The 15,772-nt window shown below is 65.0% G+C and carries 13 protein-coding genes and 1 pseudogene; 6 read left to right on the top strand and 8 right to left on the bottom strand.

The window, feature by feature from the left end:
* Nucleotides 1-7: 7 nt before the first annotated feature.
* The 3 genes from RQI28_RS11570 to RQI28_RS11560 form a co-directional block, all read right to left on the bottom strand.
* The gene (locus tag RQI28_RS11570) at nucleotides 8-1,066 is read right to left on the bottom strand and encodes a PLP-dependent cysteine synthase family protein (RefSeq protein ID WP_311222745.1); all 1,059 of its coding nucleotides are present in this window, start codon (nucleotides 1,064-1,066) and stop codon (nucleotides 8-10) included.
* A gap of 88 nt (nucleotides 1,067-1,154) precedes the next feature.
* Nucleotides 1,155-2,120: a hypothetical protein gene (locus RQI28_RS11565; RefSeq protein WP_311222744.1), complete on the bottom strand. Its 966-nt coding sequence runs from the start codon at nucleotides 2,118-2,120 to the stop codon at nucleotides 1,155-1,157.
* A gap of 319 nt (nucleotides 2,121-2,439) precedes the next feature.
* Nucleotides 2,440-5,037, bottom strand: coding sequence for an FtsX-like permease family protein (locus RQI28_RS11560; RefSeq protein ID WP_311222743.1), 2,598 nt, complete (start codon nucleotides 5,035-5,037; stop codon nucleotides 2,440-2,442).
* A gap of 121 nt (nucleotides 5,038-5,158) precedes the next feature.
* Between RQI28_RS11560 and RQI28_RS11555 the strand changes: the two genes are divergently transcribed.
* Nucleotides 5,159-5,413, top strand: coding sequence for a ParD-like family protein (locus RQI28_RS11555; protein ID WP_311222742.1), 255 nt, complete (start codon nucleotides 5,159-5,161; stop codon nucleotides 5,411-5,413).
* Nucleotides 5,413-6,207: pseudogene (gene map, locus RQI28_RS11550) on the top strand (type I methionyl aminopeptidase). The gene RQI28_RS11555 and the pseudogene map overlap by 1 nt, the downstream one beginning before the upstream one ends.
* On the opposite strand, the gene RQI28_RS11545 reads toward map, so the two are convergent.
* From RQI28_RS11545 to RQI28_RS11530, 4 genes are all read right to left on the bottom strand, one after another.
* Nucleotides 6,189-6,899 carry an ABC transporter ATP-binding protein gene (locus RQI28_RS11545; RefSeq protein WP_311222741.1) on the bottom strand — a complete coding sequence of 237 codons (711 nt, stop codon included), beginning with the start codon at nucleotides 6,897-6,899 and terminating at the stop codon, nucleotides 6,189-6,191. The pseudogene map and the gene RQI28_RS11545 overlap by 19 nt on opposite strands.
* On the bottom strand, nucleotides 6,896-7,897 hold the full coding sequence (gene miaA / locus RQI28_RS11540) for a tRNA (adenosine(37)-N6)-dimethylallyltransferase MiaA (RefSeq protein WP_311222740.1): 1,002 nt from the start codon (nucleotides 7,895-7,897) through the stop codon (nucleotides 6,896-6,898). The genes RQI28_RS11545 and miaA overlap by 4 nt, the downstream gene beginning before the upstream one ends.
* Nucleotides 7,884-9,140: a multidrug effflux MFS transporter gene (locus RQI28_RS11535; RefSeq protein ID WP_311222739.1), complete on the bottom strand. Its 1,257-nt coding sequence runs from the start codon at nucleotides 9,138-9,140 to the stop codon at nucleotides 7,884-7,886. The genes miaA and RQI28_RS11535 overlap by 14 nt, the downstream gene beginning before the upstream one ends.
* A gap of 88 nt (nucleotides 9,141-9,228) precedes the next feature.
* The gene (locus RQI28_RS11530) at nucleotides 9,229-10,113 is read right to left on the bottom strand and encodes an alpha/beta fold hydrolase (RefSeq protein ID WP_311222738.1); all 885 of its coding nucleotides are present in this window, start codon (nucleotides 10,111-10,113) and stop codon (nucleotides 9,229-9,231) included.
* A gap of 247 nt (nucleotides 10,114-10,360) precedes the next feature.
* Between RQI28_RS11530 and RQI28_RS11525 the strand changes: the two genes are divergently transcribed.
* Nucleotides 10,361-11,302: a 2-hydroxyacid dehydrogenase gene (locus RQI28_RS11525; RefSeq protein ID WP_311222737.1), complete on the top strand. Its 942-nt coding sequence runs from the start codon at nucleotides 10,361-10,363 to the stop codon at nucleotides 11,300-11,302.
* 3 nt (nucleotides 11,303-11,305) lie between these two features.
* On the opposite strand, the gene RQI28_RS11520 is transcribed toward RQI28_RS11525, so the two are convergent.
* The gene (locus RQI28_RS11520; protein WP_311230429.1) at nucleotides 11,306-11,608 is read right to left on the bottom strand and encodes a hypothetical protein; all 303 of its coding nucleotides are present in this window, start codon (nucleotides 11,606-11,608) and stop codon (nucleotides 11,306-11,308) included.
* Nucleotides 11,609-11,695: 87 nt separating this feature from the next.
* Here RQI28_RS11520 and RQI28_RS11515 point away from each other — a divergent pair, with 87 nt between their 5' ends.
* The 3 genes from RQI28_RS11515 (at nucleotide 11,696) to pnp (ending at nucleotide 15,768) form a co-directional block, all read left to right on the top strand.
* Nucleotides 11,696-12,910: a pyridoxal phosphate-dependent aminotransferase gene (locus tag RQI28_RS11515; protein WP_311222880.1), complete on the top strand. Its 1,215-nt coding sequence runs from the start codon at nucleotides 11,696-11,698 to the stop codon at nucleotides 12,908-12,910.
* A 135-nt stretch (nucleotides 12,911-13,045) separates the two neighbouring features.
* On the top strand, nucleotides 13,046-13,312 hold the full coding sequence (gene rpsO, locus RQI28_RS11510) for a 30S ribosomal protein S15 (protein ID WP_136404692.1): 267 nt from the start codon (nucleotides 13,046-13,048) through the stop codon (nucleotides 13,310-13,312).
* Nucleotides 13,313-13,539: 227 nt separating this feature from the next.
* Nucleotides 13,540-15,768 carry a polyribonucleotide nucleotidyltransferase gene (gene pnp, locus RQI28_RS11505; RefSeq protein WP_311222735.1) on the top strand — a complete coding sequence of 743 codons (2,229 nt, stop codon included), beginning with the start codon at nucleotides 13,540-13,542 and terminating at the stop codon, nucleotides 15,766-15,768.
* Nucleotides 15,769-15,772: the final 4 nt, after the last annotated feature.

Here is a 15,772-nt window from a genome sequence, read left to right as displayed (position 1 = left end):
GCGGTGTTTACGCCTGCAGCAATGCGTCGATGTGCGCGCGTTGCGCGCTGCAATCGCCCACACAACCCTGCACCCATTCGTCGTTGTAATAGGTGGGCAGGTAGCGCTCGCCCGCATCGCACAGCAGCGACAGGATGGCGCCATGCTCGCCCGCCGCGCGCATCTGGCTGGCCAGCCGCAGCATCGCCACGAAGTTGGTGCCCGTCGACGGCCCCACACGCCGCCCCAGCAACTGCGACAGCGCCTGCATGGCCGCGATGGACTCGGCGTCGGCAACTTCCTCCATGCGGTCGACCAGCGTGCGCACGAAGCTGGGCTCCACGCGCGGGCGGCCGATGCCCTCGATGCGCGAACCGGGTGCGGTCAGCGTCGCCACGCCGGTGCGGTGATAGGCGCTGAACACCGAGCCCGCCGGGTCGGCCACGCACAGCTGCGTTGCGTACCGCTGGTACCGCACGTAGCGCCCGATGGTCGCGCTGGTGCCGCCCGTGCCCGCGCCCACCACGATCCAGCGCGGGACAGGGTGACGCTCTCGCGCCATCTGCGTGAACATGCTCTCGGCAATGTTGTTGTTGCCCCGCCAGTCGGTGGCGCGCTCGGCATACGTGAACTGGTCCATGTAATGCCCGCCCGTTTCGGCCGCCACCGTGCGCGCGGCCTCGTACACCTCGCCCGCGCTCTCGACGAAATGGCAACGCCCGCCCTGGAATTCGATCAGCGCGACTTTCTCGGCCGAAGTGCTGCGCGGCATCACCGCCACGAACGGCAGGCCCAGCAGTCGCGCGAAGTAGGCCTCGCTCACCGCCGTGGAACCGCTGGAGGCTTCCACGATGGTGGAGCCCTCTTTGACCCAGCCATTGCACAGCGCATAGAGAAACAGCGACCGCGCCAGCCGGTGCTTGAGGCTGCCTGTGGGATGAGTCGATTCGTCCTTGAGGTACAGGTCGATGCCTTGGGCGGCGAAGGCGGGTAGGGGCAGCGAGATCAGGTGGGTGTCGGCGCTGCGGTGGTAGTCGGCTTCGATGCGGGCGATGGCTTCGTGGAGCCAAGGGATGGGCGGCGTCATGTGGGCAATGCTTTGCGGTGTAGATTCGTTTATTCCACCATTTTCTGCTATTAAGCAGGAGTATTAGTGTGACTAGATTAATTGAGAATTATTGTATTTCGCTTTGTGTTTTGAAGCTTAGACTACCTCCTGTCATTGATTCTACTCTGATATTTATGTAGGCCGTGCGTTCGGCAGCTGTTCCATTTTCTGGAATAATAAGTCGAACACTATTTTCAGATGTTTTTCCCGGTGTAACTATTATTCCATTAGCCACTAAATCGTAGGACTTTAATTTTTGCTTTGAATATGCGCTGTTCATACTTATGTTGACCTCCAAGACTTGATCTGTGTTGTTTGTTAGAACTACCGGAATGCTGACGAAATCACCCTTGCGGGTCGACTTTCCTACTGTCGCCAATAGCTTGCCGGAAGAGAAGGAGTCCAACATTTTCGGGTTGGTTGTCCTGTAATAACTGGGAACTACCCATTCACGAACCTTAATAGAGTCACTGTCTTCCGCAATCTTCTCCGCTGCAGGCGTCGAATTTAAGGCCTTGAAGAAATAGTCAATGCCGATCGTAATGCTGTATAAAATGGCGGGTATCAATACCGCTAAGCCTACAAGGGCTACCCTCTGAGGGCCTGTTGCTGGCACCTCTTCAAGCTTGGTAATTATTTGGCCTTTACTTTCTTTGGATAAGCATTGAACAATATCATCCTTGTTGAAGGAGCCTCCTTCAACAAGGATTAATACGGTAATTTCATCCGATGATCCAATGCGGGGTATTGCGATTTTGTTATTTTTTACGGCTACGTCTTGACTGTTGGCGCCTAGTAGCTCATACCGAAGTGCGTGATTTAGAGTTGCCTCGACATTTTCTTCGGTTTTGAATCCTCTGTTTAAAAAGGATAGCTCAAGCAGATGACCGCGGTCGGAAATCTGTGAGTATGAAAACTGCTTGGATACTAAAACGATAAGTCTAGGGCGTCGAATCCAGCCTAGTAACCCTGCTAGTATTAGTCCGCCTATGAGCGTTGCGACTAGTGTAATTGGATTAAATGACATGTTCATTTTGAATTTGATTGGATGTCTATTCTTGGGTTTTTAGGGTGATTGGTGAAATGGAATTTTTGTTCTGATGATGAATTATTTTGGAAAATTGAGGTGGGATATAATTCTGCATTTTAGGGATTTGTTGGGTGGGATAATTTACGACATATACGTGAATCTATAAATGAGTGGTGACTCTAATGAGGTTTTGATTTTCTGGGTATTTTTCTTTTTTGTAAAATCCGTGGGCGTATTTGCATTGTTGTCGATTGTTGAAAAGGGAGGAATTTTAGATTTTGTATTAGCCAATACTCGATTGCGCCACTCTTTTGCGCAATGCCTACCAATCCTCCTTTACCGCCATCACCGCATCCCTCCCCGCCGCAGCCCGCCCAGCCAGCCACGCTGTCACCGTCCCCGCAACCACCACAGCCGCTCCCAGCGCCACCAACCGCCCCACTGGCACCCGCAACTCCATCGTCCAATGAAAGCTCTGCGGATTCACCACATGTACCAGCACGGCTGACACCGCCAGCCCCAGCAGCGTGCCCGCCACCGCGCCAATCGCAGTCCACGCCGCGCCTTCGCCCGCCACCACAGCCAGCACCTGCCGGCGCGTGAGGCCCAGGTGGGCCAGCAGCCCGAACTCCTTGCGCCGCGCCAGCACCTGCGCGCTGAAGCTCGCCGCCACGCCGAACAGGCCGATGCCGATGGCGACGGCCTGCAGCCAGTAGGTGACGGCGAAGCTGCGGTCGAAGATGCCCAGGGAACGTTCGCGGATGGCGGCGGAGGCGCTGAATTCCAGGGTGTCGGCGGCTCTGCTGCCGGCGCCACCTGCGGCAGCGGAGGCCAGAGCGGTGATGCGTTGCCGCAGGTCGTTTTCGTCGGCGCCTTCGCGGGGCCACAGCGCCAGGTCGCTCACGCGCGTGTCGCCAGTCAGGCGCACGAAGTCGGCGCTGTCCATGGTGACAGCACCAAACTGGCGTACATAGTCGCGCCATACGCCTGCTATGAAAAATGTAGCTGATTGCGCTTGTCCATCAAGCGCTAGAGGCCTAAAAGACTCTGAAAGTACTGGCCAGTCGTCGCCCACGCGCACACCATAGAGCTGCACCACCGCCTCGCTCACATACACGCCCACGCGGCCTGCGGGTACCGGCACGGCGGGGCCGACCAGGGGCAGCGTCTGCGCGGCGTCCTTCCCCAGCGGGCGGGCCAGCAGCGCCAGGGCAGGGCGGGCCGAATCCAGCAGCAGGCTGCTGGTGCGCAACGTCTGCACACGGTCGATACCGGGCAGCCGCGCCACTGCATCGACCAGGCTGGCAGGGAATGCCGCCGCCTCGTCGCCCGCGCCGCTGCCGGCCACACGCACGTAGAGCGGCGCGGGCAGCACAGCATCCAGCCACTGGATGACCGAGCCGCGAAAGCTCGCCACCATCACCGTCAGCGCCACGGCCAGGCTCAGCGATGCGACCACGCCGCCCACCGCCACGGCGGCGGTGCCGCGCATGCGGCGCGCGCGCTCCAGCGCCAGCAGCGGCAGCAGGCGCTGCGCGGCCAGTGGTTGCAGCCAGCGCAGCAGCCATTGCACGGCCCACGGCAGCAGGGCGATGCCGCCGACCAGCAGCAGGCCCACCGCCACATAGGCGGCCAGCGGAATGCCGAACACCGGCGGCGCCATCGCCAGCGCGCCGCCCGCTGCCATCAGCGCCAGGCCCACAGCGCCGCCGCGCACTGCGCCGCCCGTGGCGCCCAGGCCTTTCAAGGTTTGCGCGGGCGGCAGCCGCTCGGCCTGACGCGCCGGCCACCAGCCGCCCGCCAGCGCGGCCGCCACGCCCAGCGCGCCGTACAAGGCTGCGGCCGGGGCGCTCCATTGCAGCGCGGGCTGCACGCCGGCAAAGTAGCCGCCGCCCAGGTCGCCGCCCAGCACGCGCAGCGCCAGAGTGGCCAGCGCCGTGCCCAGCGCAATGCCGGCCACGCTGCCCAGTACGCCCAAGGCGGCCGATTCGATCAGCACCAATGCCAGGCGCTGGCGCGGCGTGGCGCCCAGCACGGCCAGCAGCGCGAACTGCGGCGCGCGCTGCGCCACGCTGAGTGCCAGCACCGAGAAGACGAGGAACGCGCCGGTGAACAAGGCGACCAGCGCCAGCACGGTCAGGTTGACGCGATAGGCGCGTGAGAGGTTGCTGACACGCTGGGCGGCGTCGCCCGGCTCGGCCACGCGCACGCCGGCCGATGCGCCGGGCAGGGCCTGCAGTGCATGCTCCAGCGCGGCGCGATCGGCACCGGGGCGCAACTGCAGGTCGATGCGGCTGAGCTGGCCGGCGCGGCCGAACAGGTCTTGCGCAGCGCCGATGTCCATCACCGCCAGCGGCGGACCGCCCGCCGCCACCGTGCCGGAGATGCGCACGGTGTGGCTCTGCAGCCCGGCCTGCAGCGTGATCGAAGACGGCGCCGTGCGGTCAGCCGGCACGCGCAGCGCTTCGAGCGCGGCGGCGTTCAGGAACACGGTGGCAGGCGCGAACAGGGCCAGCCGCTCGCTGCCTTCAAAGGCGAGCGGCATCAGGGCCGGGGCGATGGCGGGCAGCACCAGCGCGTCCACGCCAATAATGCGGAGGGCGGTCGGTGCCACGCCATCCGCGCCGCGCGCCTGCGCCGTCAGTTCCAGCAGCGGGCTGGCCAGCGCCACCTGCGGCAGTGCGGCGACCTGGCCGTACAAGGCATCGGGCAGCGTCCCTTGAGCAGGCCGCAGTTCCAGGTCGGGCTGGCCGTTGACGGAGCGCACGGCCTGCGAGAACTCGTCCAGCGCCGACGCATTGATCACATGCACCGCAAAGCCCAGCGCCACGCCCAGCATCACCGCAACGACGGCGGCGGCGCTGCGCCACGGGTGGTGGCGCAGTTCCTGCCAGGAAAAGGAGCGGAGCAGCGCGATCATGGGTCGATTGTGCGGCCCGGCGCTGCCGGGACTGCGTCGGTTTTGGGCAAAGCCAGTTCTGGCCACGACTCTTCAGATTGATAAACGATTCGTATATGAAACGTATAAAAACCAACTGATCATGGGCATCGTCAGAATTTCCGACACGATGCACGACAACCTGCGCACCGCCAGCGATGCGTTGAGCCGCTCGATCAATGCGCAGGCCGAGCACTGGATGCGCATCGGCATGCTGTCCGAGCTGTATCCCGCGCTGACCTACAGCGACATCTGCCAGCTGCTGCTGCACGATGCGCAGGCGGGCGTGGCGGCGACGTGGGAACGGGGAACGCTGGGTGTCACCGCTGTGGTTCGTGCCCGCAAGGCTGCGGCTTGATGAGCCGGCCCGACCTGATCCGATCGCCCGCCGACATCGCCATGTTCCTCGCCGCAGCGGCGCTGGCGGCCGACGTGCTGCGCATGATTGCCCCGCACGTGCAGCCGGGTGTCACCACCGAGCAGCTCGACCGCCTGTGCCACGACCACATCGTGCATGTGCAGGGCGCCATTCCCGCCAACGTGGGTTACAGCGGCTACACCAAGACGGTGTGTACCTCGGTCAACCACGTGATCTGCCACGGCATTCCCCGGCCCGATGAGGTGCTGAAGGCGGGCGACATCATCAACATCGACGTGGCTGTGCTGAAAGATGGCTGGTTCGGCGACACCAGCTGAACGTACTTCGTGGGCGAACCCGCACCGCTGGCGCGCCGGCTGGTGCGCACCACGTACGAGGCGTTATGCGCCGGCATTCGCGCAGTGCGCCCCGGCGCCACGCTGGGCGACGTGGGCCATGCCATTCAAACCGTGGCGCACCGCGAGTGCTTCAGCGTGGTGCGCGAATACTGCGGCCTCGGCATCGGCCAGATCTACCACGACGATCCGCAGGTGCTGCAATGGGGCCGGCGCGGCACCGGCCTGCGGCTGGAAGAAGGCATGGTGTTCACCATCGAGCCGATGATCAACGCTGGCAAGGCCGAAACAAAAGAGCTAGCCGACGGCTGGACGGTGGTGACGCGCGACAAGTCGCGATCCGCCCAGTGGGAGCACATGGTGGCCGTGACGGCCACCGGCTTCGACGTGCTGACGCCCTGGCCCGATGGGTTGGGCGACTATCCCGCCATCGGCTGATTTGCGCCGGCGATGCCCTGCGCCGTGAGGTGCAGCACCCGGTCGGCCCGCGCCGCAGCTGCAGCCGAGTGGGTGACCAGCACCAGCGACGCACCGTGCTCGCGCGTCTGCGCCAGCAGCAGGTCCATCACCCGCGCGGCGGTGGTGGGGTCGAGGTTGCCGGTGGGCTCGTCGGCCAGCAGCAGTGCGGGGCGGTGCACCAGCGCGCGGGCGATGGCCACGCGCTGCAACTGCCCGCCGCTCAACTGCTGCGGCAGCCGCGCGCCCAGGCCCTGCAGGCCCACGGCGTCCAGCATGCGTTCGACGCGCGCCGGGTCGCTGCGGCCCAGCAGCATCAGGGGCAGGGCGACGTTCTGAGCCACGTCCAGATGCGGCAGCACGTGGAAGGCCTGGAAGACGAAGCCCACGTGCTCGCGCCGCCACAGGGCGCGCTGCGTGTCGTCCAGCGCGCCCAGGTCGGTCGCGCCGCTTGCGCCGTCATGCTCGATGCGGCCGGCGTCCCAGGTGTCCAGCGCGGCCAGGCAATTGAGCAGAGTCGATTTGCCCACGCCCGAATCACCGACGATGGCGACGAATTCGCCGCGCTGCACGGTCAGATCTACGTGGCTGAAGATGGCGGCGTCGCCATAGTGCTTGGCCAGGCCGGTCACGCGCAGCACGGGGGCGGCGGCCGTGTCGGTAATGCCGGTCATGCGGATGTGCTTTCGGCCAGCAGGCTTTGCACGGAAAGCACCAAGGTGGCGATGGCGTCCTGCGCGTCGCACACGATGGTTTGGCGCTGCGGCATGCTGCGCAGCCAGGTGATCTGGCGCTTGGCGAGTTGCCGCGTGGCGACGATGCCGCGCTCGCGCAGATGGTGTGTCGGGAAGGAGCCGGTGGCGGCTTGCGTGTCCAGCGCCTCCCAAGCCTGGCGGTAACCGACGCAGCGCATTGAGGGCAGATCGGGGTGCAGGTCGCCGCGTGCTCTCAAGGCTTGCACCTCGTCGATGAAACCGGCCTGCAGCATGGCGTCAAAGCGCTGGGCGATGCGGGCGTGCAACCAGGACCGATCAGCCGGTTCTAAAGAAAAAAGGGCTCCAGCGCTTGATGGATAAGCGCTGGCAGCTATCTTTTTAATAGTGTGAAAGTGCGACAGGGGCTGGCCGGACACGTGCCACACCTCCAGCGCGCGCTGGATGCGCTGGCTGTCTGCCGGCGCCAGGCGCGCGGCGGTGGCGGGGTCGATGCGCGCCAGCTCGGCATGCATGGCGGGCCAGCCGATGGCGGCGGCGCGCGCTTCCAGCTCCGCACGCACGGCAGGGTCGGCGGCGGGCATGTCGTCGATGCCGTCGATGAGCGCCTTGAAGTACAGCATGGTGCCACCCACCAGCAGCGGCAGCGCGCCGCGGGCGTTGATCTCGGTGATGAGGCGCTGGGCGTCGGCCACGAATTCGGCCGCGCTGTAAGCCTGCAGCGGGTCGCGGATATCGATGAGGTGGTGCGGCGCGCGGGCCTGCTCTTCGGCCGTGGGCTTGGCGGTGCCGATGTTCATGCCGCGGTAGACCAGGGCCGAATCGACGCTGATGATCTCTACCGGCAGGTGCGGCGACAGCGCCTCGGCAATGGCCAGCGCGCCAGCGGTCTTGCCCGATGCGGTGGGGCCGGCCAGGGCAATGTAGGCGGGCCGTGATGGCCGGTCAGCGGGCGGCATGCAGGGGTTCTCCGAAGCGACGCACCAGCGTCCAGGCGATGGTGGCCAGCAGCACCGACCAGAAGGCGAGGCCGTGTACCAGAGGCCAGACGGTGCCGCCGGCTTGTGTGCTCAGCCAGGCGCCGGTGGCGAAGGCGGCCAGCATCATCATGAAACCGTTCAATGCAGAGGCCACGCCTGCGGCCTGCGGAAACGGGCCCACTGCGCCGCTCTGCCCGCAGGGCTGGTGCATGCCATGCCCCAGCGCGAACAGATAGAACGGCAGCAGCAGCGCCCACGGCGTGTGCCAACCGCCCAGCGCCGCCAGCAGCATGCTGGCGCCTGCGGCCGCACTGAGGCCGCCCGCCAGCGCCACGGTGCGCACCACGCCCGTGCGCGCCAGCAGCCACCGGCACAGGAAGGTGCCCAACAGGTATGCCAGGCTGGCGGACAGCATCGCCAGGCCATAGGCCGTGCGCGACAGGCCCAGCACGTCGATGAAGACGAACGGCGAGGCGGCTAGAAAGGTGAAGAGGCCGCCATAGCTTGCCGTGGTCAGTAGCGAAAACGCCCAGAACGTGGGGGTGCGCAGCACCAGTGCCCAGGTGCGCACCAGGGTGGCGGGCTGCAGCGCGCGCGGGTTGCGCTGCAGCAGGGTTTCAGGAAGGCGCAGCGCGACCAGGGTGAGCGTGCCGGCGGCGTACACCGTCAGTGCCAGCAGCGCCGCGCGCCAGCCCAGCCATTCGGTCAGCAGCCCGCCCAGTGGCGCGCAGATGCAGGCGACGATGCCCAGCCCGGTCAGCGCCTTCGACATGGCGCGCGCACCGGTCAATGGTGTGTAGAGGTCGCGCACGATGGCGCGGGCGCACATCACCACCGCGCCCATCGCAACGCCCTGGGCCACTCGCCACGCAATCAGTTGATCCATCGACGGCGCCAGCACGCTGCCCACCGATGCGGCGGTGTACACACCCAAACCCGTCAGCAGGATGGGACGGCGGCCGAATCGGTCGGACAGCGGCCCCCACACCAGTTGCGACAGGCCGAAGGCCAGCAGCAGAGCGCTCAGCGTGAGGTGTGCAGACGCCACGCTGGCACCCAGGCTGCGGGTGAGCGCGGGCAGGGCGGGAAGGTAAAGGTCGGTGGTGACGGGCTGAATGCTCAGCAGCAGGGCCAACATGACGATGGCAAGGCCAGGGGGCAACGCGGTGCTGGGCAACAGCTCCGGCCTGGAGGCGGCAGGCAAGGCAGGCGGGACGGACATGTGCGGGCGAGCGTAACAGAGTCATTGCGCGCCACGGGTCGACGCCGTGGGCCGTCCGCCAACGCGAAAAAGCCCGCTGGGTTGACGATCAGCTGCGTTGCGAAGCTGCGGCCGCGGCCGCCTGCTGCGCGCCGCCGGGCAGCGGCAGCTGGAACAGCTCGTTCAATGCTTCGCGGTATTGGTCCTGCCCCAGATCATTGGTGTTGTGGTGCGTTCCGCCTTCCACCATCACGAAGCGCTTGGGCTCCTGCGCGGCCTCATACAGCTTGCGGCCCAGCGAGGGCAGGATGAGCCGGTCTTCGCTGCCGTGCACCACCAGCAGCGGTGAGCCGATGTGCGCCACCTTCTGCACCGACTCAAAGCGTTGGGTGATCAAACCCGAGATGGGCAGCCAGCCCCACTTGAAGGTGCTGACTACTTCAGCGATGTTGGTGAAGGTGCCCTCGACGATGGTGCCGCGCTCGTCTGGCACCTGCGCGGCCAGGTCGATGGCGATGGCGCCGCCCAGCGAATGGCCGAAGATGTAACGCTCGCTTTTGGGGTGCTGCGCGGCCAGCCACTTCCAGGCGGCATGCGCGTCTTCCAGCGCCGTGGCTTCGGAAGGCAGGCCCGCGCTGCTGCGGCCAAAGCCCCGGTAGTCCACGGCCAGCACCGAAAAACCCATCTCGTTCATGCGGCGGATGCGCGGAGCGGAGCCGGTGACGTTCCAGCGGGCGCCATGCAGGTACAGCAGCACGGGAGCGTCGGCCTGGCCTGATGGCATCCACAGGCCGTGCAGCTTTTCAGTGCGCGATGTGGCAGCGGACCGGAAGTCGATCCACACGTCCTGCATGCCATCGGTCATCTGCATGCCGCCCCAGGCGCGGTCGCTGGGCTGGAAGATCCATTCACGCTGCTTGGCGTCGAGCGTGGCACAGCCAGCGGTGACAGCCATGGCCAGGACGACGGAGGAAAAGGCAAGCCAGCGTTTCATGGAAGGAGCTGAGTGGCGAAAGTGGTGGAAAGTTCTGGTAACGGTCTGCGGGCTTGTCTGGATGACAGCGCGGCGGTATCCCGCCGGTAACTACGAGGCCCGAGCAAGTTTCGTGCGTGGTTACCATCTGCGGCAATGGGAGTTGTACCGCTCCTGGTCTGAAAATTTAGATCTTTTCGGCTTGTAGCGCTTGAACAGCAAGCGCTCATAGCTATCAAAAACGAAGCAAAACTTCTGGAGTGCTGCCGTGACCGTTTCCAAGATTCCTCTGCTCGTCATCCACACGCTGACCCCGGGACATCAGGCCCAGATCGGCGCGCAGTACGACCTGCACTACGCGCCTACCGCGTCAGAGCGCACGTCGGCCATCGCCACCCAGGGCGAACGCTTTCGCGCCGTCCTTACGGTGGGGGCGACCGGACTGTCGGCGCAGGAGATCGATGCCATGCCGTCGCTGGAGCTGATCTGCGCTTTGGGCGCCGGCTATGAAAACATCGCGGTGGACGCTGCCCGGGCGCGCGGCATCGTGGTCGCGACGGGCGCCGGCACCAACGACGATTGCGTGGCCGACCATGCTTTCGGGCTGTTGATTGGCATCGTGCGCGGCCTGCGTCCGCTGGACCGGCTGTGCCGCGAAGGCGTCTGGCGCACAGCCATCGGGCTGCCCACGAACGTGTCGGGTAAGCGGCTGGGCATCTTCGGGCTGGGCGCCATCGGGCAGAAGATAGCGCGGCGTGCCGCGGCCTTCGACATGCCGGTGGGCTATCACAACCGACAGCCGCGCCCCGGCGTCGATCACTCGTATTTCGACAGCCTGGAGGCGCTGGCCACCTGGTGTGACGTGCTGGTCTGCGCCACGCCGGGCGGTGCCGCCACCCACCACCGGGTGAACGCGCAGGTGCTGCAGGCGCTTGGGCCGCAGGGCTACCTGGTCAACATCTCGCGCGGCAGCGTGGTGGACACCGAAGCGCTGGCCGCCGCGCTGCGCGAGTACCGCATCGCAGGTGCTGGCCTGGACGTGTACGAGAGCGAGCCGGCTCCGCCTGAATCGCTGATTGCGCTGGACAACGTACTGCTTACCCCGCATGTCGGCGGCTGGTCGCCTGAGGCGGTGCAGTCCAGCGTGGATCGATTCCTGGCCAATATCGAAGGACATTTCTCTGGCCAGGGCGCGGTGTCGAAGGTGTGACGCCTACCGCCCGGTGAAGCCCCGGCACGCGCCTGCATTGGGCAGTCCCTTGCATTCGCGCAGCAGGCGCCGGTCGCGCTGGGCCGGTGTTTCCTGCGAATTGTTCTGCTGATTCTTGATGCGCACGCTGCCTTTCTTGGCAGCCTTCGGTGCTTCAGCCGTGCGCTCCTGCGTTGCAGTGCGCGCCTGCGCTGTGGGTGCCATCACCAACAGCACTGCCAGCGCCCAAGGCGTGGCCAGCGTCGCAGCGTTTCCGATGCGCCGCTTCGTTGACATCGAAGCGCTCGCTTTGGCGTTTTCAATCATGATCGTCCCTCCGTGACTGCAATATAGGCCAAGCCACATGCTTCGGCATGGACTGCTGGCGCGTCTCGACGTTCCGGCACAGTCCCTCTGCTGCTTCGCTTCATTCACTCCTCATTCATTCAAGCCATGCGCGCCACTCTCGCCGCCCTGCAGGAATCCCGCATCCGGGAAGTCGCCAATGCAGCCATGGGCCGCAGCGACGTGCTGCCGTTCTGGTTCGGCGAAAGCGACGAGCCCACGCCACAGTCCATACGCGACGCGGCGATCACCTCGCTTCAGCGCGGTGAAACCTTTTATTCCCACAACCTGGGCCTGCCAGAGCTGCCAGAGCTGCCAGAGCTGCGAGAGCAAGTGGCGGCGTACGCGAGCCGGCTGCGCGGCACGGTGGCGGTGGATCGCATCGCCATCACCTCCGGCGGCGTGAACGCGCTGATGCTGGCCATGCAGGCGTTGCTGGATGCCGGCGACGAGGTCGTGGCGGTCACGCCGGTGTGGCCCCACCTCACGGCTCAGCCCCTGGTGCTGGGAGCGCGCCTGCGCTGCGTGCCGCTGCGCCCGCAGCCGGACGGCGCCTGGGCGCTGGATATGGATGCGTTGCTGGAGGCGATCACCCCGGGGCACACGCATGCTGGTGGTCAACGCGCCCAACAACCCGACCGGCTGGACGCTGTCGGCCGAGGAGCAGCGGCGCATCTGGCGCACTGTCGCACCACGGGCACCTGGATCCTGGCCGATGAGGTCTACGAGCGGCTCTATTACGAGCCCACGCCGCACGGCTGCGCGCCCAGCTTTCTCGACATCGCCGAGCCGCAGGACCGGCTGGTGGTGGTGCAGAGCTTTTCCAAGAGCTTTCTGATGACCGGCTGGCGACTGGGCTGGCTGGTGATGCCGCCGTCGCTCACGCACCACATGGGCAAGCTGGTGGAGTTCAACACCTCCTGCGTCAGCGTGTTCACCCAGGGGGCCGGCCTGGCCGCGCTTCAGCACGAGGCCGAGATCACGCCGCGCGTGGCCGGCCACCTGCGCACCTGTCGCGACACGCTGGTGCCGTTGCTGCAAGCGCTGCCCGGCGTTACCGTCGCCCCGGCCAAGGGCGGCATATATGCGTTCTTTCGCCTGCAAGGCCAGCCCGATTCGCTGGCACTGGCCCAGCGGCTGGTTGCCGAGGCCGGACTGGGGCTGGCGCCCGGGGTGGCGTTCGGCGATGAGGCGGAAGGCTGGCTGCGCTGGTGCTTCGCGTCGCAAGACACGGGCCGGCTGGTGGAAGGGGTAGTGCGTCTGAAAGAATGGCTCGGGTTATAATCGCCCGGTTTTGCATGGTGCAAGACGCACGCCAGTGGCCATTCCAGCTACCGGCGCAAGTAAACCGGGGGTATGAGCCCGCCACGATTGCCTTCAAGGCGATCCGGCCCGCCCGCTCCCATACAAGGAAATCCAATGATCGCATCTTCCATCAAGGCCGAGGTCGTCAAGGCCAATGCCCGCGCTGCCAACGACACCGGTAGCCCAGAAGTCCAAGTCGCCCTGCTCACGGCCCGTATCAACGAGCTGACGCCCCACTTCAAGCAACACGCCAAAGACCATCACGGTCGCCGCGGCCTGCTGCGCATGGTGAGCCGCCGCCGCAAGCTGCTGGACTACCTGAAGGCCAAGGACGCCGAGCGTTACACCGCGCTGATCGCCAAGCTGGGTCTGCGCAAGTAAGCGCATTCGCATGCAAAAACGCCTGGGTTAGCACGCTAGCTCAGGCGTTTTTTACTTCGCGAATCCTTTTCGGGGTGCAAAAACAGAGCGAAGCTGTGTCATTCCACCGATGTTGAAGCCGCCGTCCAGGCTGCAGCATCGCTGGAATGGCATCGTGTTCTGAATTGCCTCCGGCCCTTGCTGGCTCAGCGTAGCCAGCTATCAAAACCGAAGCAAAAGGAGTCATCATGACCATCTTCAACAAAGTCACCAAGTCCTTCCAATGGGGCGACAAGACCGTCGTCATGGAAACCGGTGAAATCGCCCGCCAAGCCAACGGCGCCGTGCTGGTCGAGATCGACGGCACCGTCATCCTCGCGACCGTGGTGGCCTCCAAGTCGGCCAAGCCCGGCCAGGACTTCTTCCCGCTCACCGTCGACTACATCGAGAAGACCTACGCCGCCGGCAAGATCCCCGGCAGCTTCTTCAAGCGCGAAGCCAAGCCCAGCGAACACGAAACGCTGACCAGCCGCCTGATCGACCGCCCGATCCGCCCGCTGTTCCCAGAAGGCTTCCTGAACGAAGTGCACGTGGTCATCCACACCGTGTCGCTCAACCCTGAAGTCGACGCCGACATCGCCGCCATGATCGGCGTGAGCGCTGCCCTGTCGATCTCCGGCATTCCATTCAGCGGCCCCATCGGTGCCGCGCGCGTGGGCTACATCAACGGCCAGTACGTGCTCAATCCAGGCCAGACCGCCCGCAAGGATTCGCAGATGGACCTGGTCGTCGCCGGCACGCAAGCTGCCGTGCTGATGGTCGAGTCCGAAGCCCAGCAACTCAGCGAAGAAATCATGCTGGGTGGCGTGGTGTTCGGTCATGAGCAAGCCAACATCGCCATCAATGCGATCCATGAACTGGTGCGCGACGCCGGCAAGCCCGTGTGGGATTGGCAAGCACCCGCAGAAGACGAAGCTTTCGTCGCCAAGGTCAAGGGCCTGGCAGAAGAGAAGCTGCGCGCCGTCTACCAGATCCGCAGCAAGCAAGCCCGCACGCAAGCCCTGCGTGAAGCCAACGCCAGCGTGCTGGCATCGCTGAAGGAAAGCGGCGAGCCCTTCGATTCCGGCAAGGTCAGCGATCTGCTGTTCGCTATCGAATCGAAGATCGTGCGCGGCCAGATCCTGGCCGGCGAGCCCCGCATCGACGGCCGTGACACGCGCACCGTGCGCCCCATCGAGATCCGCAATTCCGTATTGCCCCGCACGCACGGCTCCGCGCTGTTCACGCGTGGCGAAACGCAGGCGCTGGTGATCTCCACGCTGGGCACCGAACGCGACGCGCAGCGCATCGATGCGCTGGCTGGCGAGTTCGAAGACCGCTTCATGTTCCACTACAACATGCCTCCCTTTGCCACCGGCGAAGTGGGCCGCATGGGTTCCACCAAGCGCCGCGAAATCGGCCACGGCCGCCTGGCCAAGCGCGCGCTCGTCGCTGTGCTGCCCACCAAGGAAGAATTCCCGTACACCATCCGTGTCGTGTCGGAAATCACCGAATCCAACGGCTCCTCGTCGATGGCTTCCGTTTGCGGCGGCTGCCTGGCGATGATGGACGCCGGCGTGCCGATGAAGGCTCACGTGGCCGGCATCGCGATGGGTCTGATCAAGGAAGACAACCGCTTCGCCGTGCTGACCGACATCCTGGGCGATGAAGATCACCTGGGTGACATGGACTTCAAGGTGGCCGGCACGACCAACGGCATCACCGCGCTGCAGATGGACATCAAGATCCAGGGCATCACCAAGGAAATCATGCAGGTCGCCCTGGCCCAGGCCAAGGAAGCGCGCATGCACATCCTGGGTGAAATGCAGAACGCCATGGGCGAAGCCAAGACCGAGGTGTCCAACTTCGCGCCCAAGCTGTACACAATGAAGATCAATCCCGAGAAGATCCGTGACGTGATCGGCAAGGGCGGTTCCGTGATCCGTGCGCTGACCGAAGAGACCGGCTGCCAGATCAACATCGAGGAAGACGGCACCATCACCATCGCCGCGACCGACAACGCCAAGGCTGACGAAGCCAAGAAGCGCATCGAGCAGATCACGGCCGAAGTCGAAATCGGCAAGATCTACGAAGGCCCGATCGTCAAGATCCTGGACTTCGGCGCACTGATCAACCTGCTGCCCGGCAAGGACGGCCTGCTGCACATCAGCCAGATCGCCCACGAGCGCGTGGAAAAGGTCACTGACTACCTGACCGAAGGCCAGATCGTCAAGGTCAAGGTTCTGGAGACGGACGAAAAGGGCCGAGTCAAGCTGTCCATGAAGGCGCTGCTGGATCGTCCTGCCGGCGACCAAGGTGGCCGCCCAGAACGCGGCGAGCGTCCAGAGCGTGGCGAACGCCGTGATGGCGGTCGTTTTGAGTCGCAGCAGCAACAGCCTGCCGCGCCCGGTAACGATTCGGGCCAGTTCAACGGCTGATTGC

This window comes from Acidovorax sp. WCS2018Noco2-16 (genome assembly GCF_031843945.1).
GTDB lineage: Bacteria > Pseudomonadota > Gammaproteobacteria > Burkholderiales > Burkholderiaceae_C > Paracidovorax.
Note: the sequence above shows the minus strand (reverse complement) of the source record. Positions and strands in the feature narration are given on the sequence as shown.

Excerpts from the sequence above, each read along its gene's own strand:
- RQI28_RS11570 (WP_311222745.1), bottom strand. The coding sequence starts at position 1,066 with ATGACGCCGCCCATCCCTTGGCTCCACGAAGCCATCGCCCGCATCGAA.
- RQI28_RS11565 (WP_311222744.1), bottom strand. The coding sequence starts at position 2,120 with ATGAACATGTCATTTAATCCAATTACACTAGTCGCAACGCTCATAGGC.
- RQI28_RS11560 (WP_311222743.1), bottom strand. The coding sequence starts at position 5,037 with ATGATCGCGCTGCTCCGCTCCTTTTCCTGGCAGGAACTGCGCCACCAC.
- RQI28_RS11555 (WP_311222742.1), top strand. The coding sequence starts at position 5,159 with ATGGGCATCGTCAGAATTTCCGACACGATGCACGACAACCTGCGCACC.
- RQI28_RS11545 (WP_311222741.1), bottom strand. The coding sequence starts at position 6,899 with ATGACCGGCATTACCGACACGGCCGCCGCCCCCGTGCTGCGCGTGACC.
- miaA (WP_311222740.1), bottom strand. The coding sequence starts at position 7,897 with ATGCCGCCCGCTGACCGGCCATCACGGCCCGCCTACATTGCCCTGGCC.
- RQI28_RS11535 (WP_311222739.1), bottom strand. The coding sequence starts at position 9,140 with ATGTCCGTCCCGCCTGCCTTGCCTGCCGCCTCCAGGCCGGAGCTGTTG.
- RQI28_RS11530 (WP_311222738.1), bottom strand. The coding sequence starts at position 10,113 with ATGAAACGCTGGCTTGCCTTTTCCTCCGTCGTCCTGGCCATGGCTGTC.
- RQI28_RS11520 (WP_311230429.1), bottom strand. The coding sequence starts at position 11,608 with ATGATTGAAAACGCCAAAGCGAGCGCTTCGATGTCAACGAAGCGGCGC.
- rpsO (WP_136404692.1), top strand. The coding sequence starts at position 13,046 with ATGATCGCATCTTCCATCAAGGCCGAGGTCGTCAAGGCCAATGCCCGC.
- pnp (WP_311222735.1), top strand. The coding sequence starts at position 13,540 with ATGACCATCTTCAACAAAGTCACCAAGTCCTTCCAATGGGGCGACAAG.